This is a genomic window from Gordonia sp. LMA484 (assembly GCF_058129505.1).
Map to the genome: position 1 here is coordinate 6139504 of NZ_CM176700.1, position 22384 is coordinate 6161887.

Here is a 22384-nt window from a genome sequence, read left to right on the forward strand (position 1 = left end):
TCTCCGGAATCCCGGGGGGAATGGAAAGGGTAGAGATGAGCAACTCCTTGCATCGCAGAGGCTTTGACCGACGGTCATTTCTGCGGTACTCGTTGACGGCGGGCGGCGCGATCGGCGCCCTGGGGGCCACCGGGGTGCTGGCGGCGTGTAGCAGCGGCAGCGACTCCAGCTCCTCGGGTGCGTCGTCGACCAACCCGAAGGTGCAGCTGTCGTGGCAGAAGAACATCGAATTCGCCGGTGAGTACTGGGCTTTGGAGAACGGGTACTACGATCAGGCAGGCGTCGGCACGCCGGAACTGATGACCGGTGGCGGGGCGGGCACCGGCGTCGAGACCGGCCTGACGTCGAACAAGGTGTGGATCGGCATGACCGCACCGCAGCTCACCGCCCCGGTCATCCTGCAGGGCGCCAAACTGATGACGGTCGCCGCCACGTATCAGAAGAACCCGTTCTGCATCGTGTCCTCGGCGGATCGGCCGATCAAGACGCCTCAGGAGATGAAGGGCAAGAAGATCGGTGTGCAGGCGTCCAACGAGAACGTCTTCAAGGCGCTGTTGACGGCCAACAACATGACCGAGTCGGACATCCAGAAGATCACCGTCCAGTATGACCCGACACCACTGACCACCGGTGATGTGGACGGCTGGGTCAGCTATGTGACCAACGAGCCGATCACGCTGGCCGCCAGTGGATTTCCGAACACCAACTTCCTGTTCGCCGACTTCAATCTCCCGTTGGTCGCTGAAACCCTGGTGGTGCGGCAGGAGACGATCGACAACGAACGCGACAAGCTCAAGGCATTCCTGAAGGCCGACATCCAGGGTTGGTATGACGCGGTCGCCGACCCGGCCGGTTCGGCGAAGCTTGCCGTCACCAAGTACGGCAAGGACCTCGGGCTCGACGAGGCCGAACAGACCAAGGAGGCCACCGCGCAGAACGGTCTGGTCGTCTCGGCGGACACCAAGGCGAACGGGCTGCTGACGATGACCGACGCGCTCATTGCCGAGAACATGGTCGCGCTCGAGAAGGCCGGTTACACGCTGAAGCCGGAACAGATCTTCGATATGTCGCTGATCAAGGAGGTCTACGAGGAGAACCCCGACCTCAAGAAGTGACGGCTGACCCGGCCCGGCCGGCCTGCCCGGCGATGTCGAGCAGATCCCGGGCCGGGCCGCGCAGTCGGATGTTCTTGCGCCACACAGCACGTAATGGCCGGATCATGCGCAGGCCGGCGACGTCGACGCGAACCAGGCGGCCCGCGTCGATGTCATCGTCGACCGACAGGCGCGACAGCACCGCGGCGCCGGGGGAGGTCAGTACCGAAGCGCGTATCGCGGTGACCGACCGGAGTTCGATGAGCGGATCGGTCGGCTCGACACCCGAATCACGCAGCGCCGCTTCGAATGTGACGCGAGTTCCCGATCCTGGCTCACGCTGGATGAGAGGGGTGGTGGCCAGTTCGTCGAGGGTGACCCGGTGTCCGTCGGACCAGCGGTGGCCGGGGGCGACGACCACGACCAGCTCGTCTCTGGCCACCACGGTGCTGTCGAGATCGCCTGTCGGCCCGGGACTCTCGATGAATCCGAGATCGGCATCGCCGTGCTGGACGGTCTCCATGACCTCTGTGGAGTTCATCGGGCGCACCGACAGTTTCACGCCGCTCTGGGTTGCCAGCGTGCTGATCCAGCGCGGAACCAGATATTCGGCGACGGTCTTGGAGGCGGCGACGACGAGTGTCGCCTGTCGGGCGTCGACGAGTGAATCGATCCCGGCCATGAATTGCGCGGCGCGCTCGACGAGCGCGTTGGCCCACTCGAGCACGGCCATACCGTTGGGGGTGACGTCGACGCCGCCTGCGGAGCGCAGGAAGATCTCCACCCCGAGCTCGCGTTCGACGCTGCGGACCCGAGCGCTCACCGCCTGCTGGCTGATGCCGAGATCGCGGGCGGCGGCACCCATGCTGCCGAGTCGTGCGACCGTGACGACGACGTCGAGGGCGGCGATGTCGGGGAGGCGGCGGGCGACCACGCTCGGCTACTGGGCGGTGGGGGTTCCGCCGCCTTCGGTGTCGTCGGATGCGGCCACGGTGGCGTCCCCTGCGTCGGTGGTGTCGCTGTCCTCCGAGTCGTCGTCCTCGCGGAGCGGGTCGTAGCCGTCGACACCTTCGAGGACCGTCAGCTCCTGGTCGATCGCGGCGGAGACGGCCTTGGCTTCCTCTTTGATCTTGTTGATGAAGTTCGACATGACTGGCTCCTTCGCGCGACTGACCGAGGATCTCACCACCACTATATGGAGATTTGCCGGGTTCGAAGAATCGATTGGTCGGCGTTCGGCCGATCGTCACCTTTGTCGTGGAGATCAGCCCTTTTCACTTGCCGGCGACAGTCCTACAGTGTTGTGCACCGGATTGGTTGGGGCCGTCATCCGGGGCGTTGATCGGTTGTCGAGAACGATGAGGTTGCTGCGCGCGGTCGGGGCAGCACTGGGAGCACTGTTGCTGGGTGCGACGATGTCGTTTGCGTCGGCGCGGGCGACGCCGGTGCGTGCGGAGATCGTCGGTCGGACGATCGAGGGGCCGCAGCGGCAGGTGCTGTACGTCTACTCGGTCGCGATGGACCGGGTGATACCGATGGACGTGATCTTGCCTCGTGATCGATCCCCGGCGCCGATCCTCTATCTGCTGAACGGCGCGGGTGGCGGCGAGGATGCCGCGAGCTGGGCGAAACGCACCGATTATGTGCGGTTCTTCGCCGACAAGCACGTCACCGTCGTCACCCCGATGCGCGGCGCGTACTCGTACTACACCGATTGGTGGCGCGACGATCCGCGGCTCGGCCGGCAGAAATGGCAGACATTCCTGACCCGCGAGCTGCCGCCTCTCCTCGACGCGGCGTTCGGGGCGACCGGTGCCAACGCGCTGGCCGGTATCTCGATGGCGGGAACGTCGGTGCTCAACTTGGCGGAGGCGGCGCCCGGCCTGTACCGAGCGGTGGCGTCTTACAGCGGTTGCGCACGCACGAGCGATCCCCTGGGCCAGGCCTATGTGCGCGCGGTGGTGGAATTGCTGGGCGGCGCCGACGCCGAGAACATGTGGGGGCCGCTGGACGGGCCGGGCTGGCGTGAAAACGACCCCTATGTGAACGCTGACCGACTCCGTGGGACGGCCGTCTATCTGTCCACGGGCACAGGTGTGCCGGGGCCCGACGAAGCCCTGTCCACCGTGACCGACCCCGATTCCGCGATGGGACTGTTCCAGCGGGTCGTGTACGGCGGCGGTATCGAGGTGGCCGTCAACGTCTGCACGCAACAGATGGCGCAGCGTTTTCGTGAACTCGGCATCCCGGCAACGGTGCACATCCGACCGACCGGAACCCATTCCTGGGGCTACTGGGAGCGGGATCTGAAGGATTCGTGGCCGATGTTGTGGGCCGCGATGAACCGGTGAGGTCGCGACCACCGTGGAGCCGCCCAGGGGAATCGAACCCCTGACCTATTCATTACGAGTGAATTGCTCTACCGACTGAGCTAGGGCGGCGTGCTGCGCGAGGCAGCGCAAACGAGTGTAGCGAGCCGACCGGCACGCGACCAAACCGGGCGCCTGTCTGGTCGACGGGGCCCGGTCTGGGTAGTCGGGGTCAGGCGTCCGCCAACTCCGGCGCCAGCTGCGTGAGCCGGACGCTGTTGCCGGACGGATCACGGAACCCGGCATCGATCCCGTACGGACGCTGCTCCGGGGTTTCGGTGAACTCCACACCACGTGCCGCGAGCTCCTCGTAGGAGGCCTGGCAGTCGTCGGTGGTGAGGAACACGGTGCCGGCGAAGCCCTTGGCGGTGAGGTTCTGGATCTCTTCACGGGTGCCGTCGTCGATCATCGGTGGGCCGGGGATGTCCATCAGCACGATGGACACGTCGTTCTGCCCGGGCGGACCGACGGTCAACCAACGGAAGCCGCCCAGCTCCGCCATGGTGACGTCTTGCCGGATCTCCATGCCGACCTTGGTGGTCCAGAACTTCAGTGCCTCGTCCTGGTCGTGTACCCACAGTTGTGCGCTCGCAATGCGAATCATGGTGCTCACCTTCCATTTTCAGCGCATGAGAGGCGCTGGTTGAATGCTGGTGATGCTTACGCTACGAGCTCTCGGTACCGGCGCGCTTCTTCCCCTGTGCTGTCTTCTCGGCACGTGTCGTCGGACTCGGCCGGTTGTAGAGGCGCATCACGCACGTCGGCACCGGGACCTGATTCATCGCGGGCGGGAACGACGCCCGATAGGCCGTCGGGGTCTTACCGAACGCCTTGCTGAAGCTCGTGGTGAACGACCCGACGCTCGACAGGCCGACCGACATGCAGATGTCGGCGACCGGGCGGTCGGTGTTGCGCAGCATCGCGGCCGCACGCTCGAGTCGTCGGGTCTGTAGGTAGGCGTGCGGCGATTCGCCGAAGGTGGCGGTGAATGCGCGGGTGAAATGGGCGCGGGAGAGTTTCGCGGCGGCAGCCATGTCATCGACGGTCAACGGTTCGGCGAACCGGGCGTCGACGAGATCCTTGGCCCGCAACAGGTGACGGGCCGGCGGAGCGCTGGTCATGCCGTCGATTATGCGCCGCCGGACTGACGTTCTTCGAGTTGATTCAGCAGCGCGCGCCCGCGCGGGGACAGCTCGTAGCCGACCTCGAGACTCCGGGTGAGACCAAGCTTCTTCAGCTTCCGGACGTCGAGCTTGAAATCGGGCCGATCCCTGCCCAATTCGGCAGCGAGCTCCGTCGAGACGACGGCGGGTCGTTGTCTGATGATCTCGAGGGTCGCGCGGGTCCATGGACCGTGTGACGAGCGGTCGTCCAGGCGCTGCAGGCGCATCAGGAGGTCCGCGATGTCGTCGTCGGACAACGCGTCGTCTTCGCGGAGCGCTATCCGCGGATCGGGGCCGGCCCAGCGCAGCCCCACCCGGAAGATGGGGTCGTCGTTCTTGCGGAGTTTCGCGATGGCCGCCGCAGCGGTGGCGAAGCCTGCGCGTCGCGCATCGTCGTCGGAGATGGCGCCCGCCTCGACCTGATCCACCGAGACGATCTCGATGACCCCGGCCGAACTGATGAACGTCGAACCCGCCTTGACCCGCGCGGCCTTCCACCGGCGGAAGGCCAGGTCAAGCGATCCGTCCGCCACACCCTGCGCCGCTTGCACGGGAAGAAGCACACGATGAGGGTACCGACGATCGCCTCACGGTCGTAGGGTGCAGGAATGACCGGATCCAGTGGAACACCAGTCAGCGCCGCGGCGGCCACCGAAGCACTCTCCGATCCATGGCGGGTCCTCGCCGACACCGTCTACGCCGGATTCCGCACCAAGAACATGGTGCGTGGCGGCGAGTTCGTCGCGAAGATCATCGAGGCCGCCGAAGCGGCCGGACATCATCCCGACATCGACTTGCGTTACGGTTCAGTGCATCTCGCGCTGACCACCCATAGTGCGCACTGCCTGACCGAGGCCGACGTGGCATTGGCCAACCGGATTTCGGCCATCGCCGCAGACCTCGACCTCGAGCTCGCCGCGGCTCCACCGGGCCGCTTCGAACTCGGTATCGACGCCATGGACATCGCCAACGTGCGACCGTTCTGGAAGGCGGTCCTCGGTTACCGCGACGAACCGGAGCAGACCTCGATGGACCTGTCCGATCCGGCCGGGGTGCTGCCCGGTGTGTGGTTCCAGCAGATGGACGAACCACGCCCGCAGCGCAATCGGGTCCACTTCGACCTCTGGCTGCCGCACGACGCGGTGAAGGAGCGGATCTCGGCGGCCCTCGAGGCGGGTGGGCAGCTGCTCACCGACGAGTTCGCGCCGGAATGGTGGGTACTCGCCGACCCGGAAGGCAACGAGATCTGCCTCTGTACATGGCGGGGCCGGGACTGACCTCACACATCCGCTGCAATCGTCCCCGTGGCGTCGTTCCGAGGGGTATTTTCCCTCGGTCAGTGCTCAGGGGGACGATGGTCGCGTCCGAGGCAGTCGATGGCGGTCGGCGTCGGTGATCACGCAGATGTCGGCGAGCACCTCGTCCCACCCGTAAAGGACGTCGTCGTAGGTCACGCGAAATGGAATGAGCCGTTGCGTGAACGACTTTCGATCCCTCCGGCGGTCCTTGTGGTAGTTCTCCCGACTGGTGTGATGCTCCTTGCTGTCACACTCGATGATCAGCTTTCCGACCTTCAGGTCGACATGGCCGACGCCTGGGACCCGGGCCTGGACCTCGACATGAAAACCGCGTGCACGTAGTCGCAGGCGTACCGCAGACTCGGTTCCTGACTGGGACCCGGGGTCGCACTTGCTCAGCATCCTCACGATCCGACGGCTTGTCTGGGGCAACCGTGCCGCAAGTTCATCCACACTGATCTGCGACTTGTTGAGGACGGAGTCCGCAGTGATGATCCAGTCCTCCTCGCTCATGCATCCGGCCGCACAGGCCAGTGCGATCTCGGGCGGATCGAGCGATGTCGTCACCGGCAGCGGGCGCCCGGGGGTCCGGCAGAAGTCGTGCCGTTTCGCGCCCTGATGTTTTGAACCGCGGACATGAAGCCTGTGGTAACCCGGCATCACCCAGAAGCCATGTCGCCGAAGTGCGGACACGCAACTCACGCAGCCGCCGCGTCGAGCCGCTTCGATGGCCTCGGGATCGGCGTCGGTCGGCGCATACCAGCCCCGGCCCGGCCTGGAAAGGTGCCCGGCCCGCAGTGCACGGCGCATCTCGGAGTCGGTTATGCCCAGCGTGTTGAGTTCGGCACGGGTGTACACCCGCGGTTCGAGTTCCATGCCATATGAGACGCGCCAGGCACGTGCGTGGATCCGTAGTGACGACAATCGTCCCCGTGAGCGACATCCGAGGGTTTATTTCCCTCGGTGGACGCTCACGGGGACGATCGTGGTCACCAGTGGGTCGAGCGGTCGGCTCAGGCGACGCCTTCGGCCCGCGCGGCGTCGGCGACGGCCGCCGCGACCGCCGGGGCGACGCGATCATCGAGCGGGCTCGGCACGATCTTGTCGGTGCGCAGGTCGTCGGCGACGACGGAGAAGATCGCCTCCGCGGCGGCGAGCTTCATGCGCTCGGTGATCCGGCGGGCACCGGCGTCGAGGGCACCCGCGAACACACCCGGGAAGGCGAGGACGTTGTTGATCTGATTCGGGAAGTCGCTGCGGCCGGTCGCGACGATCGCGGCATGCTTGGCGGCGACGGTCGGGTGGATCTCCGGGTCCGGATTGGACAACGCGAACACGATCGCGTCATCGGCCATCGACGCGATGAGCGATTCGTCGATCTTGCCCGCGGAGACACCGAGGAACACATCGGCGCCGGCCAACGCCTCGGCGGGCCCACCCCCGAGACTGCGCGGATTGGTGCGTTCGGCCAACTCCTGCTTGATCTCGTTCAGGTCGTCGCGATGGAAGCTGACGATCCCCTTGGAATCGAGCACCACGACATCGGTCACCCCGGCGTGGCCGAGGATGTTGGCACACGCCACGCCCGCGGCACCGGCGCCGGAGATGACGACCTTGAGGTCCCGCAGGTCACGCTTCTGCAGTGCCATCGCACCCTTGAGGGCGGCCAACACGACGATCGCGGTGCCGTGCTGGTCGTCGTGCATGACCGGGCAGTCCAGCGCTTCGATGACGCGGCGTTCGATCTCGAAGCAGCGCGGTGCGGAGATGTCCTCGAGGTTCACCGCGCCGAAGCTCGGGCGCAGGCGGATGAGTGTCTCGACGATCTCGTCGGGGTCCTGGGTGTCGAGCACGATCGGGATCGAGTTCAGTCCGGCGAAGGTACGGAACAGTGCCGACTTGCCCTCCATGACCGGCAGTGACGCCCGCGGTCCGATGTCGCCGAGGCCGAGGACGGCCGAACCGTCGGAGACGACGGCCACCAGGCGATCGGTCCAGGTGTATTTCTTGACCAGTTCGGTCTCGTTGTCGATCGCGCGGGACACCTGGGCCACACCCGGGGTGTAGGCGATCGAGAGGTCGCGCTGGGTGTCGATCGGTGAACGCAACTCCACCGAGAGCTTGCCACCGACGTGGGCCATGAAGATCTCTTCGTCGGTGATGGGGAGGTCGTCGATCGTGGGCTCCTTGAACGGTGCTCGCGCCTGATGGTCGGTGGGGACGTTGTCTGCCGTGCTGGCCACGGTTTTCCTCCTGGTAGCCCGCGTCGAAATCGACGGGTATCTACGGTGGCGCCACGTCACTGGGGCACCCCTACAACTGCCCGGCCCGGGGCGCGGAGTGGATGTGACCTCCGGCCGTACCGCGAACCGCCGCGTCCCGTAGACGGATGAACCTGGGTCGCGGAACCCGCTCAGTGTCGCACCGCGTGCGTGGGTCGATCAAGGTGACCCCCGATTGATCGCGCAGACAGATAAGATACAACTTGTGTCTATGTCGTGGACAACCGGTAAATCGGCTGCTGAACGTGTGTATCGCGAGGTCAAAGGCCAGATTCTCACAAACGAGATCGTCGGCGGTGAGCTGATCAGTGAAGGGGAGATCGCAGCCAAATGTGATGTGAGTCGCACCCCTGTGCGGGAGGCCTTCCTCCGCCTCGAGGCCGAGGGGTGGATGCGTCTGTATCCGAAGCGGGGCGCGCTGGTGGTGCCGATCTCCGATCGCGAGGCACGCGACGTGGTGGCTGCGCGGCGGTTGCTGGAGGAGAACGCGGTGCGTTCGCTCGTCGACGATCCGGTCGCCCGGGAGCATCTCGTCGGACGTCTCGAACGCAACCTCGCACGGCATCGCCACGCCGATCCCGCCGACATCGCCGAGTTCTCGCGGCTCGACGCCGACTTCCACCAGCGCATCGTCACCGCGGGTGACAACCCGCTGCTGGCCGACTTCTTCGTGAGCCTCGGTGAACGTCATCGCCGGATGACGACCGCCAGTGTCAACCGAGACGAGACCGTCGCTGCCCGCATCCTGAGCGACCATCGTGAGCTGCTCGCCGCCATCGAGCAGGGCGACGCCGACGCGTTCGCCGCGGCGCTCGACGCACATCTCACCGGAGTGCACAACCTGCGGCCGGGAGGCGACCGATGAGCGTGTCGACGCTGCGGCGGCCGGAGGAGTCCGCCGTCGGCCGACGACGGTGGCTGCCCGTGGCCCTGGCGGTGTTCACCGCCGCCTGGGGCGGCAACGAGTTCACGCCCCTGCTCGTCATGTACCGGCAGGACGGGAACCTGTCCGCGGTGGCGGTGGACAGCTTGCTGTTCACCTATGTGCTCGGCATCGTCCCGGCCCTGCTGATCGGCGGACCGCTCTCGGACCGGCTCGGACGACGGCCCCTCATGGTGCCCGCACCCCTGTTCGCCGCGCTCGGTTCCCTTCTGCTCGCCCTGGGCGCCCACTCATTCGCGCTGCTCGGTATCGGCCGGATCGCCAGCGGTGTCGCGCTCGGACTGTCCATGGCCGTCGGCGGCAGCTGGATCGCCGAGATCAGTGCGCGTGACGGCGACCGCGCTGGTGCCGGTGCGCGTCGCGCGGCGATGAGTCTCACCGCGGGCTTCGGTATCGGGGCGGGCTTGGCCGGGGTGCTCGCCGAGTGGGGTCCGTGGCCGACGGTCACGCCCTATGCGGTCAACATCGTCCTCGCCGGGGTCGCACTCGCCGGTGTCCTCCGCGCGCCGGAGACCCGGGAGCGCCTCCGAACGCCGGGCCGTCTCGTCGAGGACCTGAAGATCACCGGCGTCACACAACGACGGTTCCTGCTCGTCGTGCTGCCCGTCGCCCCATGGGTGTTCGGGGCCGCGGCGTCGGCGTACGCGGTGATCCCCGCGCTGATGTCGGCGCGCACCGCCGGGGCACCCATCGCGTTCGCCGGTCTGTGCTGCGTCCTCGGCCTCGGCGCCGGATTCGGGATCCAGTCGCTCGGCCGTCGCCTCGATGTTCCCGGCAGTGTGCGGGGGCCGATGCTCGCGCTCGTGATGCTCGCGGTCGGGATGGCGTTGGCGGCCGTCGCGGCGCACCTGCTGACCGTGTGGATCGCGTTGGTCGCCGCGGTGGTGTTGGGCTGTGGGTACGGCATGTCGATGATCGCCGGGCTGCTGGAAGTGCAGCGCATCGCCGCCCCGGCCAACCTCGCGGGGTTGACCGCCGTCTTCTACAGCGTCACCTACCTGGGCTTCGCGATGCCGGCCATCCTGGCCGCGATCTCGGAGAACTACACGTGGGTGACCTATCCGATGATGTTCGGGTTCGGGGTGGTGGCAGCGCTGGGATGCCTGCTGATCGTGGTGGTCGCACATCGCGCCGAGCGGGCTGCCGGGGTGCCGGCCGGCGACCGGTAGCCTCGTGCTGGTCATCGGAGTAGCCGGCGGGCCGTCGACGGGGGCGGATTCGTCGCCACCCGATCCCTGACGCTCGCGCCGAGCGGGCGTGGCGTATCGCCCCACGGACTCCGCGGATACGGACATGGGAGGTTGCGGGGCGATGATGCTGGGGGCATGGGTCACCATCGTGACGTCCCTGATGCTGGTGGTGCCCGGGGCGTTGGTCGGCCGGCGGATGTATCTGCCGTGGCCGGTCGCGATCGCGGCCGGTCCGCCGATCACGTTCGCCATCGTCAGTGTCTTCACCGTGCTCTACTCGGCCATCGGGTTCGAATGGAATCTGGTGACGGCCCTGCTCGCCCTGGTGATCACGCTGCTCGCGGCCTGGGCGTACGCCGCGGTGCTGCGGACCCGTCGGCTCGCCGGTTCAGCACCGCTCGGGTCCGACACCGACGACCCGCCGCTGGGTGGGCGCGCCATGATCCCGCTGGTCGCGGGGATCGGCCTGGGTGCGGTGATCGTCGCGATCACCTGCATCCGACCTCTGCTCACCAGCACGTTTGCCGGGCTGAACAACATCTCCCAGGTGTGGGATTCGTTGTGGCACGCGAGTTCGCTGCGCTGGATTCACGAAACCGGGGTCGGGTCGGCGCTACGCATGGGCGAACTGATGAACTACGACACCCACGCGTTCAACTACTACCCCAACACCTGGCATGCGCTCGGTGCGGTTCTGATGCCGATCACCGGCGCCAATCCCGTCGAGCTCTACAACACCTATTCGCCGGCTGTCCTGGCGATCACGGTGCCGTTCGGAGTCGCCTCCCTCGCGTACTGGTTCGCCCGGCACCGCTACGACACCAACCGGTCGGCGATGGTGGCCGGGGTGGCCGGTGCCGTGTCGGCGATCTTCCCGTCGTTGCCCTACGTCGAGGTCGAGCTCACCTCGGTCCCGAACGCGGTGGGTGTCTCGATGGCTCCGGTCGCCGCCATCCTGGTGATCAGCGCCGTCCGCGACCGCAGGCGGGTGCTGCCGGCCGCAGCCGCCGTGTCGGGCGTCGCGGCGACGCACCCGTCCGGTCTGATCCTCGCCGGCGTGATCGTCGGGTTGTGGTGGCTACTGGAGGGACTGTGGCGGCCCGCGTACGGGCGTGTGCGCGACGTCGCGACGCTGGCCGTTACGGGCGCCATCACGCTCGTGGGGATCGCGCCCGTCGTGTACGGGACCATCAAGGTCGCCGACACCAACGAGCTGCCGTTCTTCGACTTCCGTGAGGAAGGCATCGGAATCCTGAAGGGACTGGGCCAGGCCGCGTTCAACGGCACCATCCCACTCGAGAAGTACTACCCGGTCTGGGGTCTGATCGCGCTCACGGTCATCGGCCTCGGTGTGCTGGTGTGGATGCGGTGTTGGGCCGGACTCGCCGGGTGGGTGGTCTTCGTCGGGGTCACCGCGAACTCGGTGGTCGCGCTGGGGCCGCTGTCGTATCCGTTGGGTGCCATCGGCGGCTACTTCTACAACTCTCCACACCGGTTGACCTTTGTGGTGGCGATCTTCTCCGCCGCCGCTGCCGGGCTCGCGCTCGGCGTCATCGCGCTCGGCCTGGCCGACCTGGTGTCCCGCCGCACGTCCCGCGACCCGGCGACCGAGGCGCGGTCGACGCGATGGGTGGTGCCCGCCGCGTTCGCGGTGCTCCTCGTGCTGATCGCCGGCGCCGGAGTGCTGCGCTACCCGCCGAATGCGCAGATCGCATCGAAGGAACGCGGCGGCAAATTCATCGGTCCCGACGACCTCGCCGCCTACCACTGGCTCGAGGCGCGGCCGGACGCGCACGACGCCCTGATCCTGAACAACCTGGACCAGGGGACCGGCTGGATCTACCCGGTCACCGGGCTCACCCCGATGTTCCCGTTCTACCGGGCCAACGACTTCTCACAGCGCCAGCGTGATGTGTTCTGGGGCGTGTCCACGATCGGTGCGGACCCGTACATCGATGGCATCGTCCGGGACATGAACGTGCACTACGTGATCGACAGTCCGCCGAGCTACTGGGCCTTCCAGAACGGCGTGCCCGACCCGGAGCACGGGGTGCAAGGCGACCCCTTCCTGGCGCTGCGCGAACACGGTGCGCCCGGGCTCACTCCGGTGTTCCGTCAGGGCAACGTGACCGTGTACCGGGTCAACGATTCGGTTCTCGCGTCACCGACCAGCTGAGGCGAGGCGATGTGGCGATAGTCGTCCCCGGCACGGCCGGGCGAGGGGATATTCCGTCGGCCGGCTCCCTGCGGGACGATTGCAGCCACCAGGCTCAGGCGTCCGGGTACCCTTCCGGGTTCTTCGACTGCCACCGCCAGGTGTCTTCGCACATGTCGTCGATGGTCTTGTACGCCTGCCAGCCGAGATCGGCGTTGGCCTTCGACGGATCGGCGTAGGAGGCGGCGATGTCGCCGGCGCGGCGGGGTGCGATCTCGTAGCGGATCGGGCGGCCGCTGGCGCGTTCGAATGCCTTGATCACCTCGAGCACCGACACGCCCTGCCCGGTGCCGAGGTTCCAGATCGACATCGGATCCGGGCCCACGCTGATGCGGGCGAGCGCGGCGACATGTCCGGCGGCGAGGTCGTCGACATGGATGTAGTCGCGGACTCCCGTGCCGTCAGGGGTGTCGTAGTCGTCGCCGAACACCGACAGCTTCTCCCGGCGCCCGACCGCCACCTGCGCCACGAACGGCATCAGGTTGTTGGGGATGCCGCTGGGGTCCTCGCCGATGTCGCCGCTGGCGTGGGCGCCGACCGGGTTGAAGTAGCGCAGTGCGGCCATGCGCCAGCGGTCGTCGCTCGCGGCGACGTCGGCGAGGATCTGCTCGATCATCACCTTGGTCCAGCCGTACGGATTGGTCGCCGACGTCGGCAGATCTTCGGTCATCGGCAGCTGCGGGTCGGCGCCGTAGACGGTCGCCGACGACGAGAACACCAGGGTTCGGACGTCGTGGCGGTCCATCGCCCGGAGCAGTGAGAAGGTGCTGCCCAGATTGTTCTGGTAGTAGTCCAGCGGCTTCGCCACCGATTCGCCGACGGCTTTGAACCCCGCGAAGTGGATCACCGCGTCGATGTGTTCGTGGGCGAACAGATGCTCGGTCTTGTCCACGTCGGCGAGATCGAACGAGTGAACCGGGATCGACGTCCCGGTCAACGCCTCGAGCCGGCCGACCACTGTCGGTTTGGCGTTGCTGAAATCGTCCACGACCACGACGTCGTGGCCGGCCTCGGCGAGTCTGATGACGGTGTGTGAGCCGATGTAGCCGGCGCCGCCGCTGACGAGTACACGCATGGTCACCACCGTATGCGGCGACTCTGGGAGAGCGCCGCAGAGATCCTGTGTGTTGTCGGCCTCATGCACAGGGGATACGGTCTGCGTGTGTCGCGGGCAGACGTGGAATTCGGGTCGGGTGGCGCCGGGAGTGAGGCGAGTGGGTCGAATCGCCACAACGACGTGTGCCGTGGGTGGCTGTACCTGCCGGACACCGGGACCCCGGCGCCGATCATCGTCATGGCCCACGGGCTCGGTGCGGTGAAGGAGATGCGGCTGGACGCGTTCGCCGAGCGGTTCACCGACGCCGGGTATGCCTGTCTGGTCTTCGACTACCGCCACTTCGGCGCCAGCGATGGTGAACCCCGGCAGCTGTTGTCGATTCGCAAGCAGCTCGACGACTGGGCGGCGGCCATCGCCTACGCACGGACGATTCCCGATGTCGACAGCTCGCGCGTGGTGCTGTGGGGCACGTCGTTCGGCGGTGGCCACGTGATGGTCGCCGCGGCCCGTGACGGCCGGATCGCAGCGGTGATCGCCCAGTGCCCGTTCACCAGCGGTACCGCTTCGGTGCTCGCGCTCGACCCAAAGACGGCGGCCAAGATGACCCTCCGCGCCGTCGCCGACGTCGGCGCCGCGCTCCGTCGGCGTGGGCCGGTGATGATCGCGGTGACCGGGGAGCCCGGCGAGACGGCGCTGATGACCGCACCGGATGTCGTGCCCGGCTATCTTCGTTTGGTTCCCGACGGTCAGCCGTTCACCAACGCGGTCGCGGCCCGCGTGGCGCTGACGATTCCGCTGCACCATCCGGGACGGGCATTGCGCGAACTCACCTGCCCGGTGCTGGTCTGCGTGTGTGACAAGGACTCCGTCGCGCCGCCCCGACAGACCGTGCGCTACGCGCGGCAGGGACCGACGACCCAATTGATCCGCTACCCCGAGGGACACTTCGACATCTACGTCGGGGACGCCTTCGAGGAGGTCGTCGCCGACCAGGTGGACTTCCTCGATCGGGTGGTGCCGCTGCCGGAGTAGGCGTGCGTTCGCCGCCTGCTCGAGTCATGCGAGCCGCTCCACCCGGTGATCGTTTACTCCCGTGATCGCGTGGTTCGAGCCGTGTGCTTCCGGTGATCGCGTGGTTCGAGCCGTTTCCCCCGGCTGATCGAGTAGTCCGAGCCGTTTCCCCCGGTGATCGCGTGGTTCGAGCCGTTTCCCCCGGTGATCGCGTGGTTCGAGCCGTTTCCCCCGGTGATCGCGTGGGTCGAGCCGTTTCCCCCGGTGATCGCGTGGGTCGAGCCGTTTCCCCCGGTGATCGAGTAGTCCGAGCCGCTTCCCCCGGTGATCGAGTAGTCCGAGCCGCTTCCCCCGGTGATCGAGTAGTCCGAGCCGCTAGGCGAGGACGTATCGAGATCTCGTGACCTGATCTCGACACACCGCCTCGCTGACGCTCGCCGGCTGCTCGATCAGCAGTTGGGGACATAGCTGCTCGATCAGCGCGAGGTGCACGGTTACCCGATCAGCCGATGACCCGTTCGGTCGCCGCGTAGGTCTGTTCGACGGCCTGTTTGGTGGGCTGCCACCAGTCGGGGTGGTCGCGGTACCAGTCGATGGTCGCCCACAGTCCGGCGCGGAAGTCCACGTACTGCGGTCGCCAGCCGAGTTCGGTGCGCAGCCGGGTGGAGTCGATGGCGTAGCGGCGGTCGTGGCCGGGGCGGTCGGTGACGAAGTCGAACGCGTCAGCGGGCTGGCCCAGCAACTCCAGGATGGTCTCTACGACAGTTCGGTTGTTCACCTCGCCGTCGGCGCCGATCAGGTAGGTCTCGCCGATCTCGCCGCGCTCGATGATGGTCCACACGGCATCGTTGTGGTCGTCGACGTGAATCCAGTCGCGCACGTTGAGGCCGTCGCCGTAGAGCTTGGGCCGCACCCCCGACAGCACGTTGGTGATCTGACGCGGGATGAACTTCTCGATGTGCTGGAACGGGCCGTAGTTGTTCGAGCAGTTGGAGATCGTGGCGCGCAGCCCGAACGAGCGCACCCACGCCCGCACCAGCAGGTCGCTGCCTGCCTTGGTCGACGAGTAGGGGCTCGACGGGTTGTAGGCGGTCTGCTCGGTGAAGCGGGCCGGGTCGTCGAGGTCCAGGTCGCCGTACACCTCGTCGGTGCTGATGTGGTGGTAGCGCACGTCGTGGCGGCGCACCGCCTCCAGTAGCGAGAACGTGCCGACCAGGTTGGTCTGGACGAATGCGGTGGGGTCGGCCAGCGAGTTGTCGTTGTGTGACTCCGCGGCGAAATGCACCACCAGGTCGGTGCCGGCCACCAGACCGTCGACCAGGTCGGTGTCCGCGATGTCACCTTTGACCAGGTCGATGCGGTCGCCGACGGCGTCCAGTGTCGCCGGGTTGGCCGCGTAGGTCAGTTTGTCCAGCACCGTGACCTGCACGTCGGGCCGCTGCTCGAGGGTTCGCAGCACGAAGTTCGCGCCGATGAACCCGGCGCCCCCGGTGACCAGAACCCGCATGAACACACCCCTTCGCAGACGCCGATCACTGTACCGGTGGGCGCCTGACCGGGTGCGTTGCGGCGCCGCTGTCTGGACACACCACTACGCTGTGACGCATGCGCGGCATCATCCTCGCCGGCGGGACGGGCACCCGCCTGCACCCGATCACCCAGGGCGTCAGCAAACAGCTCGTACCCGTCTACGACAAGCCGATGATCTATTACCCACTGTCGACCCTCATGCTGGCCGGCATCCGGGACATCTTGATCATCACCACACCGCACGACAGCGCCGCTTTCCAGGGGCTGCTGGGCACCGGCGAGCAGTTCGGCATCAACCTCACCTATGTCACGCAGCCGTCACCTGACGGTCTTGCGCAGGCGTTCATCCTCGGCGCCGACCACATCGGAGACGAGTCGGCCGCACTTGTGTTGGGTGACAACATCTTCTACGGACCCGGATTGGGCAGCCAGCTGCAGGGATTCGAGAACGTCGACGGCGGAGCGATTTTCGCCTACTGGGTGGCCGACACGTCGGCCTATGGAGTCGTCGACTTCGATGACAACGGCACCGCGGTGGCGTTGCAGGAGAAGCCGGAACATCCGCGCTCCAACTATGCGGTGCCCGGGCTTTATTTCTACGACAACGACGTCGTGCAGATCGCCCGTGACCTCAAGCCCAGTGCCCGTGGCGAATACGAGATCACCGACATCAACGCGCACTATCTCGAGCAGGGCAAACTGGCCGTGAAGGTGTTGCCCCGCGGCACCGCCTGGCTCGACACCGGCACCTTCGACTCCCTACTCGACGCAGGCAATTTCGTTCGCACGGTGGAGCAACGGCAAGGACTCAAGATCGCGGTGCCCGAGGAGATCGCGTGGCGGCGCGGCTTCATCGGCGACGACGAACTGCGTTCGCGTGCAGAGAAACTGCGGAAATCCGGATACGGCAACTACCTCCTGGAACTGCTCGAACGCGGAAAGGGCTTCTGATGAAACTGCGCCCGCTGGCCATCGACGGTGCGTGGGAGATCACGCCGGTGCAACACGGCGACGACCGGGGGCTGTTCGCCGAGGTGTTCAAGGGTGACCTGCTGGCCGAGGCCATCGGACACCGGCTCGACCTGGCGCAGGTCAACTTGTCGGTGTCGGCGGCCGGCGTGCTGCGCGGCGTGCACTTCGCCGACGTCCCGCCCGGGCAGGCCAAGTACGTGACCTGTCCGTCCGGTGCGATCCTCGATGTCATCGTCGACATCCGGGTCGGCTCACCCACATTCGGCACCTACGACACCGTGCTCCTCGACGACGTCGACCGCCGCGCCGTCTACCTGTCCGAGGGACTGGGCCACGCATTCTGCTCGCTCGCCGACGGCTCGACGGTCACCTACCTGTGCTCCACCGGCTACAACCCCACCGCCGAACACGGCATCAACCCGCTGGATTCGGAATTGGGCATCGCCTGGCCGACGACGGCGCGCGACGGCAGCCCACTCGACTACGAACTGTCCGCGAAGGACACCGCCGCACCAGGTTTGTCGGAGGCCAAGCAGGCAGGGCTGCTCCCCGACTTCGGCGACGTCACCGAGTACGTGCGCGAGTTGGCGAGTTATCTCTCGTGATCTTCGAGACCTGGCGAGTTATGTCTCGTGATCTTCTCGGCGGGCATCTTGGAGGGCAACCGCTCTCGCCAGCCGGGCGTACTTGATCTCCAGCTCGCGGAACCGCAGGTAGGTGGACACCGTGGTGAATGCGAAGGCGATCACCAGCAGGAACAGCACCAGGTCCAGGCCGCGCTGGATACCGATCTTGTTGGCCATCCAGGTGACGTCGTTCTGGCGGAGCATCGCGTAGACGCCGAACACCACGAACGCGACGAACAGCAGCTTCACACCCGCCGATGACCGGGCGGTGCCGCGGTTGATGATGAAGAACGTGACGAGGGCCACGATGCCGAGGATCGTCAGGATCTGCAGCCAGATCATGTCGGTGTCATCTCCTCATCCGGGTGTGGAACAGCCCGTCGGCGACGATGTTGACGCCGTTGATCAGCGACTGTCCCTTCGCGCGCGAGTAATCGGTGTACAGGATGGTCACCGGCTGTTCGGCGACCCGCCAGTGGTAGTGGTCGATGAGGGCCACGAACTCCGACGCGTGGCTCATGCCGCTCATCAACAGGTCGAGTTGATCGGCCACCGTCTTGTTGAATGCACGGAGTCCGTTGTGCGCGTCGGTGAGTCCGAGCCTCCGGGTGCGCGGGCTGAGGAACACGATGACGCGCAACGCGGTCCGGCGTAGCAGCGGCACCGATTCGCTGCGGCCCTCGGCGAACCGTGTGCCGACGATGATGTCGACCGGCTCGGTGCGCAGTCGTGCGATCATCGCGACGACGTCCTCGACACGGTGCTGACCGTCTGCGTCGAAGGTCACGAAGAATCGGGCTCCCGGCTGGGCACGCGCATACTCCACGCCTGTCTGGATCGCGGCGCCCTGCCCGAGGTTCACCGGGTGCCGGACGAGGCGTGCTCCGGCTGCCGTGATCTCCTCGGCCGAACGGTCGCGGCTGCCGTCGTCGACGCAGACGATGTTCGGAAAGGTCCGCCGGGCCTCGGTGACGACCCCGCGGATAACCTCCGCCTCGTTGAAGACGGGTATCACCAGCCACACATCATCGTTGCTGGTGTCCCCGGAGGTCATGACGGTAACCCTAGCGGAGCCGCGGCGGGTCGCCGATGAGCCGTTGTCCTAGTCTGGGCGGGTGCCGATCGACGTGATGATGCCGTTCTACGGCGATGTCGGACAGTTCCGTCAGGCGGTGCGCAGCGTCCTCGATCAGCACGACGGCGACCTCCGTCTCGTCGTGGTCGACGACTGCTATCCCGACCCCGAACCCCGCGAGTGGCTCGAGTCGCTGACCGATCCTCGGGTGCACTACGTGCGCAACACCAGCAACCTCGGGGTGAACGGCAACTTCCGGCGCTGTGTCGAACTGGTGCAGGCCGACCATTTCGTCGTGATGGGATGCGACGACGTCATGCTGCCGGACTATCTCGGAACGGTCCGCTCACTGACCCGCACCCATCCCGAGGCGTCGGTCATCGCGCCGGGCGTCGAGGTGATCGACGATCGCGACCGGGTGGTCCGCCCGCTGGGTGACCGGATCAAGTCGCTGCTCGCCCCCCGCACGGGCGGCGAGGCGCGGGTGCTGCGTGGCGAGGCGATGGCGACCAGCCTCTACCACGGCAACTGGACCTACTTCCCGTCACTGCTGTGGCGCACCGATCAGGTCCGCGACATCGGGTTCCGGCCCGGCCTGGAGATCGTGCTCGACCTGGCGTTACTGGTGGACTTGGCGGCCGACGGCGGCGTGCTCGTCCACGACCCGACGGTGGTGTTCCGCTATCGACGCCACGACGCGTCGGTCAGCTCGGTCCAGGCCGTCGACGGCCGGCGATTCGCCGAGGAGAACAACTTCTTCGCCGGCGAGGCACGGCGGTGCGCCGAGCGCGGGTGGTCCACCGCCGCGCGGGCCGCGCGTCTGCACGCGACGTCGCGGCTCAACCACGCTCAATCGCGGGCGGTCGCCGCCGTCGGCCGGTTCCGGCGTCCGAGCGCCACACCGTGAACGACCATCCCGACGACGGGTCCGCCGATCAGCGCGATCGCGACCCGCGTCTCGACGTCCGCGGGTGACAGCAGCAGCGCGACCGACGCGAGCGTGGCGATCCACCACCCTGCCGCGAACCAGCGATGGGCGTGCATGGCGATCGTGGCGGCCCCGGTCACGGTCAGCAGGGCCAGTGCGGTGGCGCCCAGTGTGAACGCGGCGAGGGTCGCGCCGGCCAGGCGGAACTCGGCACCGAAGACCGCGGCGAGCAACCAGGGACCGATCAACCAGGCCGCGACCGAACCCACGACACCGATGGCGGCGACCGCCGCGGCCGGCGCCCGCAGCGCGCTCCACAGATGGTCGCGCCCGTCGACGAATCGTGTGATCAGGACACCCTGAAAGCTGTTCAGCGGAACCAGGAGCGGAGCTCGGGTCAACGTCACGGCCAGCACCACCGCGCCGACCGCCGCGGTGTCGGCATCGTCGCCGCCGGTCGCGTTGATCAGCACCGGGAATCCCATCACCAGCACCGCACTCGCCGCGGCCGCGGCCATCGCGGTCACCGTGTTGGTGCCGAATCGTCGGGACGCGACGTCGCCGGGTAGGCCGACGGCCGCGCGAGCTGCGCGCGACGTCAGCAGAAGGATCATCCACGACACCGACCCGATCACCGTGACAACCAGAAACGCGGTCACGCCGGCGTCGAGCACCACGGCCATGATCGCGCCGACGAGTCGGATCAGCGCGTCCACCGACAGCAGCGTGGCGAAGGCGCCCCAGGACACCGCGCCCGACAGGGCTCCCGCGAGATGCGCGTAGACGCCGAAGGACGCCACCCCGACGGCGAGCAGCAGCACCGACAGCCAGCGGTGCTCGGTGAACACCTGCCCGCTCCACAGCGGTGACGTCACGGCGACGGCCGCGCCCAGCGTCACCCCGATCGTCGCGTTGACCAGCCACGGACGCACGCGCGTGGTGACACCGGAGTCGATGCCGGCTCGCACTGCGCGGGTGGTCTCCTGCAGCTGACCGTTCTGCGCGCCGGTGACCATGCCGTAGGCCGCCCAGAACACCGCGAACACCGCGTAGCCCGCCGCACCGAGATGCCGGGCCGCGATCAGCAGGACCAGGTACCCCGATGCCGCGGCGATGAGCGTGGCGATGGTGACGCGGCCGATCGCGCCGATCGCGCCGGACGCGGCGGACCGCACGGGTGGTGCGTCGGTGTCGTCGGACATCGGGCTCGGACGGCCGGTCAGGACGGTCCGGGAAATGGCGGCAGCGCGGCGCTGAACAGCCAGTCGTCGAACAGACTGCCGAGCGACATCGTCGAGTAGTTGGCGGCCAGCGTGATGAAGTCCTCGGTGGTGGCCGATCCGTAGCGGTACTTGTCCGTCCAGCGTTTCAGCAGGGCGAAGAAGTTGCCGTCGCCGATGGTGAGACGCAGTGCGTGCAGGGTGAGCGCGCCCCGCTTGTAGACCCAGTCGTCGAACATCCGGCGCGGTCCCGGATCGGCCAGGGTGGCCCGCACGGGATTCGCGGCGAGTTTGTCGTAGTAATGGCGGGCCCATTCGGTGGCACTGTTACCGCCGGACCGCTGGCTCCAGAGCCATTCGGCGTAGCAGGCGAAACCTTCGTGCAGCCAGATGTCGCGCCACCGGTTGAGCGTCACCGAGTTTCCGAACCATTGATGGGCCAACTCGTGGGCGATGAGTCGTTCCGCGTGGCCGGTGCCGTCGCAGTGGTTGGCGCCGAAGGTGGACAGGCTCTGGGCCTCGACCGGGATGTCGAGTTCGTCGTCGGTGACCACGACGGTGTAGCCGGGGAACGGATAGGGCCCGAACATCTCGACGAACACCTCGATCATCTCCACCTGCCGACCGAAGTCGATGTCGAAGGTGCGCGTGAGTCGTGGCGGGAAAATGGCCGACACCGGAACGGGTTTGGTGGCCAACGTCTTCTTCTTGTACATGCCGATCTGGACCGACGCCAGGTAGGTGGGCATCGGTTCGACCTGTTCGTAGATCCAGGTGGTCTGGGCGGCGCGGGTCCGTTTCGATTGGAGGACACCGTTGGCGAGGGCGTAGTACGGGCTGTCGGTGGTGATCGAGATGCGATAGGGCGACTTGGCGCTCGGGTGGTCGTCGCACGGGAACCACGACGCGGCGCCATTGGGCTGGTTGGCGCACAGCGCGCCGTCGGTGAGTTCCTCCCAGCCGACCTCGCCCCAGGAGCCGCGGATCGGTCGCGGCGATCCCGCGTAGCGGATCACGATCGTCATCGCTCCGCCCGGTGGGATGGGGGAGTCGGGTGTGACGGCCAGTTTCCGGTTCCGATGACGGTGGCGTGCCTGTTTGCCGTTGACCGTCACTTTCGACACCGACATCGTCGACGCCAGGTCCAGCGTGAATCGCTGCAGATGGATGAACGACGTTGCAGTGAGCGTCGCCACACCGGATAGTCGGTTGGGTGACACCTTGTATTCGAGGTCGAGGTCATACCGCGAGATGCGGTAGCCGAGGTTGCCGTTGTCGGGCAGATACGGGTCGAGGGCATCCAGCGGCGCACCGAGGAGGGGCTCACGTGGACCCTTGGCCGACTTTCCCGGCACTGACCCTCCCGTCTGCTCGAACGCGGCGCGTCGTCCCACATCGACCGTATGCCGTC

Annotated in this window: 23 protein-coding genes and 1 tRNA gene; 10 read left to right on the forward strand and 14 right to left on the reverse strand. The window is 67.0% G+C overall.

From position 1 onward, the window contains the following. Positions 1-35: 35 nt before the first annotated feature. Positions 36-1115 carry an ABC transporter substrate-binding protein gene (locus tag AC4AMJ_RS27330; protein ID WP_489916053.1) on the forward strand — a complete coding sequence of 360 codons (1080 nt, stop codon included), beginning with the start codon at positions 36-38 and terminating at the stop codon, positions 1113-1115. Here the strand turns inward: AC4AMJ_RS27330 and AC4AMJ_RS27335 are convergent. Continuing rightward, positions 1105-2028, reverse strand: coding sequence for a LysR family transcriptional regulator (locus tag AC4AMJ_RS27335; RefSeq protein WP_489916055.1), 924 nt, complete (start codon positions 2026-2028; stop codon positions 1105-1107). The genes AC4AMJ_RS27330 and AC4AMJ_RS27335 overlap by 11 nt on opposite strands. A gap of 6 nt (positions 2029-2034) precedes the next feature. After that, the gene (locus tag AC4AMJ_RS27340; RefSeq protein WP_489897957.1) at positions 2035-2244 is read right to left on the reverse strand and encodes a hypothetical protein; all 210 of its coding nucleotides are present in this window, start codon (positions 2242-2244) and stop codon (positions 2035-2037) included. A 208-nt stretch (positions 2245-2452) separates the two neighbouring features. Here AC4AMJ_RS27340 and AC4AMJ_RS27345 point away from each other — a divergent pair, with 208 nt between their 5' ends. After that, positions 2453-3445, forward strand: a complete 993-nt coding sequence (locus tag AC4AMJ_RS27345; RefSeq protein ID WP_489916057.1) for an alpha/beta hydrolase — start codon at positions 2453-2455, stop codon at positions 3443-3445. A gap of 14 nt (positions 3446-3459) precedes the next feature. Here AC4AMJ_RS27345 and AC4AMJ_RS27350 read toward each other — a convergent pair. The 4 genes from AC4AMJ_RS27350 to AC4AMJ_RS27365 all read right to left on the reverse strand — a co-directional run bounded on the left by AC4AMJ_RS27350 (position 3460) and on the right by AC4AMJ_RS27365 (position 5189). Continuing rightward, positions 3460-3535: transfer RNA gene (locus AC4AMJ_RS27350), tRNA-Thr, on the reverse strand. A gap of 100 nt (positions 3536-3635) precedes the next feature. Further along, on the reverse strand, positions 3636-4067 hold the full coding sequence (locus tag AC4AMJ_RS27355) for a VOC family protein (protein WP_489897955.1): 432 nt from the start codon (positions 4065-4067) through the stop codon (positions 3636-3638). Positions 4068-4128: 61 nt separating this feature from the next. Further along, positions 4129-4584, reverse strand: coding sequence for a helix-turn-helix domain-containing protein (locus AC4AMJ_RS27360; protein ID WP_489897954.1), 456 nt, complete (start codon positions 4582-4584; stop codon positions 4129-4131). A gap of 8 nt (positions 4585-4592) precedes the next feature. Beyond that, complete coding sequence (locus AC4AMJ_RS27365; protein ID WP_489916060.1) at positions 4593-5189, reverse strand: hypothetical protein; 597 nt, start codon at positions 5187-5189, stop codon at positions 4593-4595. Positions 5190-5234: 45 nt separating this feature from the next. Here AC4AMJ_RS27365 and AC4AMJ_RS27370 point away from each other — a divergent pair, with 45 nt between their 5' ends. Beyond that, positions 5235-5903, forward strand: a complete 669-nt coding sequence (locus AC4AMJ_RS27370) for a 4a-hydroxytetrahydrobiopterin dehydratase (protein WP_489897952.1) — start codon at positions 5235-5237, stop codon at positions 5901-5903. Positions 5904-5969: 66 nt separating this feature from the next. On the opposite strand, the gene AC4AMJ_RS27375 is transcribed toward AC4AMJ_RS27370, so the two are convergent. Both AC4AMJ_RS27375 and AC4AMJ_RS27380 read right to left on the reverse strand, forming a co-directional pair. After that, positions 5970-6800: a hypothetical protein gene (locus tag AC4AMJ_RS27375; RefSeq protein ID WP_489897951.1), complete on the reverse strand. Its 831-nt coding sequence runs from the start codon at positions 6798-6800 to the stop codon at positions 5970-5972. A gap of 137 nt (positions 6801-6937) precedes the next feature. Further along, positions 6938-8167, reverse strand: coding sequence for an NAD(P)-dependent malic enzyme (locus AC4AMJ_RS27380; protein ID WP_489897950.1), 1230 nt, complete (start codon positions 8165-8167; stop codon positions 6938-6940). A gap of 250 nt (positions 8168-8417) precedes the next feature. Between AC4AMJ_RS27380 and AC4AMJ_RS27385 the strand changes: the two genes are divergently transcribed. The 3 genes from AC4AMJ_RS27385 (at position 8418) to AC4AMJ_RS27395 (ending at position 12515) form a co-directional block, all read left to right on the forward strand. Further along, complete coding sequence (locus AC4AMJ_RS27385) at positions 8418-9071, forward strand: GntR family transcriptional regulator (RefSeq protein WP_489897949.1); 654 nt, start codon at positions 8418-8420, stop codon at positions 9069-9071. Continuing rightward, a complete protein-coding gene (locus tag AC4AMJ_RS27390) occupies positions 9068-10318 on the forward strand; it encodes an MFS transporter (protein WP_489916062.1) in 1251 nt (416 codons plus the stop codon). The genes AC4AMJ_RS27385 and AC4AMJ_RS27390 overlap by 4 nt, the downstream gene beginning before the upstream one ends. Positions 10319-10460: 142 nt before the next feature. Next, positions 10461-12515, forward strand: coding sequence for a DUF6541 family protein (locus tag AC4AMJ_RS27395; protein ID WP_489916064.1), 2055 nt, complete (start codon positions 10461-10463; stop codon positions 12513-12515). Between the two features lie 94 nt (positions 12516-12609). Here the strand turns inward: AC4AMJ_RS27395 and galE are convergent, their stop codons facing one another. Then, positions 12610-13629 carry a UDP-glucose 4-epimerase GalE gene (galE, locus tag AC4AMJ_RS27400; protein ID WP_489916066.1) on the reverse strand — a complete coding sequence of 340 codons (1020 nt, stop codon included), beginning with the start codon at positions 13627-13629 and terminating at the stop codon, positions 12610-12612. An 87-nt stretch (positions 13630-13716) separates the two neighbouring features. Between galE and AC4AMJ_RS27405 the strand changes: the two genes are divergently transcribed. Then, complete coding sequence (locus tag AC4AMJ_RS27405; protein WP_489916068.1) at positions 13717-14643, forward strand: alpha/beta hydrolase; 927 nt, start codon at positions 13717-13719, stop codon at positions 14641-14643. 481 nt (positions 14644-15124) lie between these two features. Here AC4AMJ_RS27405 and rfbB read toward each other — a convergent pair whose 3' ends face one another. Further along, positions 15125-16129: a dTDP-glucose 4,6-dehydratase gene (gene rfbB / locus AC4AMJ_RS27410; RefSeq protein WP_489916070.1), complete on the reverse strand. Its 1005-nt coding sequence runs from the start codon at positions 16127-16129 to the stop codon at positions 15125-15127. 98 nt (positions 16130-16227) lie between these two features. Between rfbB and rfbA the strand changes: the two genes are divergently transcribed. Next, positions 16228-17103: a glucose-1-phosphate thymidylyltransferase RfbA gene (rfbA, locus tag AC4AMJ_RS27415; RefSeq protein WP_489916072.1), complete on the forward strand. Its 876-nt coding sequence runs from the start codon at positions 16228-16230 to the stop codon at positions 17101-17103. Then, the gene (locus AC4AMJ_RS27420) at positions 17103-17729 is read left to right on the forward strand and encodes a dTDP-4-dehydrorhamnose 3,5-epimerase family protein (protein WP_489916074.1); all 627 of its coding nucleotides are present in this window, start codon (positions 17103-17105) and stop codon (positions 17727-17729) included. The genes rfbA and AC4AMJ_RS27420 overlap by 1 nt, the downstream gene beginning before the upstream one ends. A gap of 18 nt (positions 17730-17747) precedes the next feature. On the opposite strand, the gene AC4AMJ_RS27425 is transcribed toward AC4AMJ_RS27420, so the two are convergent. After that, positions 17748-18092 (reverse strand): DUF2304 domain-containing protein, encoded by a 345-nt coding sequence (locus AC4AMJ_RS27425; protein WP_489916076.1) that lies wholly within the window; start codon positions 18090-18092, stop codon positions 17748-17750. A 7-nt stretch (positions 18093-18099) separates the two neighbouring features. Next, positions 18100-18804 (reverse strand): polyprenyl-phospho-N-acetylgalactosaminyl synthase PpgS, encoded by a 705-nt coding sequence (gene ppgS, locus AC4AMJ_RS27430; protein WP_489897941.1) that lies wholly within the window; start codon positions 18802-18804, stop codon positions 18100-18102. Positions 18805-18865: 61 nt separating this feature from the next. Here ppgS and AC4AMJ_RS27435 point away from each other — a divergent pair, with 61 nt between their 5' ends. Then, positions 18866-19732 carry a glycosyltransferase family 2 protein gene (locus tag AC4AMJ_RS27435; RefSeq protein ID WP_489916078.1) on the forward strand — a complete coding sequence of 289 codons (867 nt, stop codon included), beginning with the start codon at positions 18866-18868 and terminating at the stop codon, positions 19730-19732. Here AC4AMJ_RS27435 and AC4AMJ_RS27440 read toward each other — a convergent pair. Both AC4AMJ_RS27440 and AC4AMJ_RS27445 read right to left on the reverse strand, forming a co-directional pair. Next, positions 19675-20955 carry a lipopolysaccharide biosynthesis protein gene (locus tag AC4AMJ_RS27440; RefSeq protein WP_489916080.1) on the reverse strand — a complete coding sequence of 427 codons (1281 nt, stop codon included), beginning with the start codon at positions 20953-20955 and terminating at the stop codon, positions 19675-19677. The genes AC4AMJ_RS27435 and AC4AMJ_RS27440 overlap by 58 nt on opposite strands. Positions 20956-20972: 17 nt before the next feature. Further along, on the reverse strand, positions 20973-22328 hold the full coding sequence (locus tag AC4AMJ_RS27445; protein ID WP_489897938.1) for a M1 family metallopeptidase: 1356 nt from the start codon (positions 22326-22328) through the stop codon (positions 20973-20975). Positions 22329-22384: the final 56 nt, after the last annotated feature.

What these genes read in the sequence shown, in the direction of transcription:
- AC4AMJ_RS27340 (WP_489897957.1), bottom strand. Translation starts at nt 2,244, where the DNA reads ATGTCGAACTTCATCAACAAGATCAAAGAGGAAGCCAAGGCCGTCTCC.
- AC4AMJ_RS27440 (WP_489916080.1), bottom strand. Translation starts at nt 20,955, where the DNA reads ATGTCCGACGACACCGACGCACCACCCGTGCGGTCCGCCGCGTCCGGC.
- galE (WP_489916066.1), bottom strand. Translation starts at nt 13,629, where the DNA reads ATGCGTGTACTCGTCAGCGGCGGCGCCGGCTACATCGGCTCACACACC.
- AC4AMJ_RS27375 (WP_489897951.1), bottom strand. Translation starts at nt 6,800, where the DNA reads ATGGAACTCGAACCGCGGGTGTACACCCGTGCCGAACTCAACACGCTG.
- AC4AMJ_RS27360 (WP_489897954.1), bottom strand. Translation starts at nt 4,584, where the DNA reads ATGACCAGCGCTCCGCCGGCCCGTCACCTGTTGCGGGCCAAGGATCTC.
- AC4AMJ_RS27395 (WP_489916064.1), top strand. Translation starts at nt 10,461, where the DNA reads ATGATGCTGGGGGCATGGGTCACCATCGTGACGTCCCTGATGCTGGTG.
- AC4AMJ_RS27390 (WP_489916062.1), top strand. Translation starts at nt 9,068, where the DNA reads ATGAGCGTGTCGACGCTGCGGCGGCCGGAGGAGTCCGCCGTCGGCCGA.
- AC4AMJ_RS27385 (WP_489897949.1), top strand. Translation starts at nt 8,418, where the DNA reads ATGTCGTGGACAACCGGTAAATCGGCTGCTGAACGTGTGTATCGCGAG.
- AC4AMJ_RS27425 (WP_489916076.1), bottom strand. Translation starts at nt 18,092, where the DNA reads ATGATCTGGCTGCAGATCCTGACGATCCTCGGCATCGTGGCCCTCGTC.
- AC4AMJ_RS27420 (WP_489916074.1), top strand. Translation starts at nt 17,103, where the DNA reads ATGAAACTGCGCCCGCTGGCCATCGACGGTGCGTGGGAGATCACGCCG.
- AC4AMJ_RS27355 (WP_489897955.1), bottom strand. Translation starts at nt 4,067, where the DNA reads ATGATTCGCATTGCGAGCGCACAACTGTGGGTACACGACCAGGACGAG.
- AC4AMJ_RS27345 (WP_489916057.1), top strand. Translation starts at nt 2,453, where the DNA reads ATGAGGTTGCTGCGCGCGGTCGGGGCAGCACTGGGAGCACTGTTGCTG.
- rfbA (WP_489916072.1), top strand. Translation starts at nt 16,228, where the DNA reads ATGCGCGGCATCATCCTCGCCGGCGGGACGGGCACCCGCCTGCACCCG.
- rfbB (WP_489916070.1), bottom strand. Translation starts at nt 16,129, where the DNA reads ATGCGGGTTCTGGTCACCGGGGGCGCCGGGTTCATCGGCGCGAACTTC.
- ppgS (WP_489897941.1), bottom strand. Translation starts at nt 18,804, where the DNA reads ATGACCTCCGGGGACACCAGCAACGATGATGTGTGGCTGGTGATACCC.
- AC4AMJ_RS27370 (WP_489897952.1), top strand. Translation starts at nt 5,235, where the DNA reads ATGACCGGATCCAGTGGAACACCAGTCAGCGCCGCGGCGGCCACCGAA.
- AC4AMJ_RS27330 (WP_489916053.1), top strand. Translation starts at nt 36, where the DNA reads ATGAGCAACTCCTTGCATCGCAGAGGCTTTGACCGACGGTCATTTCTG.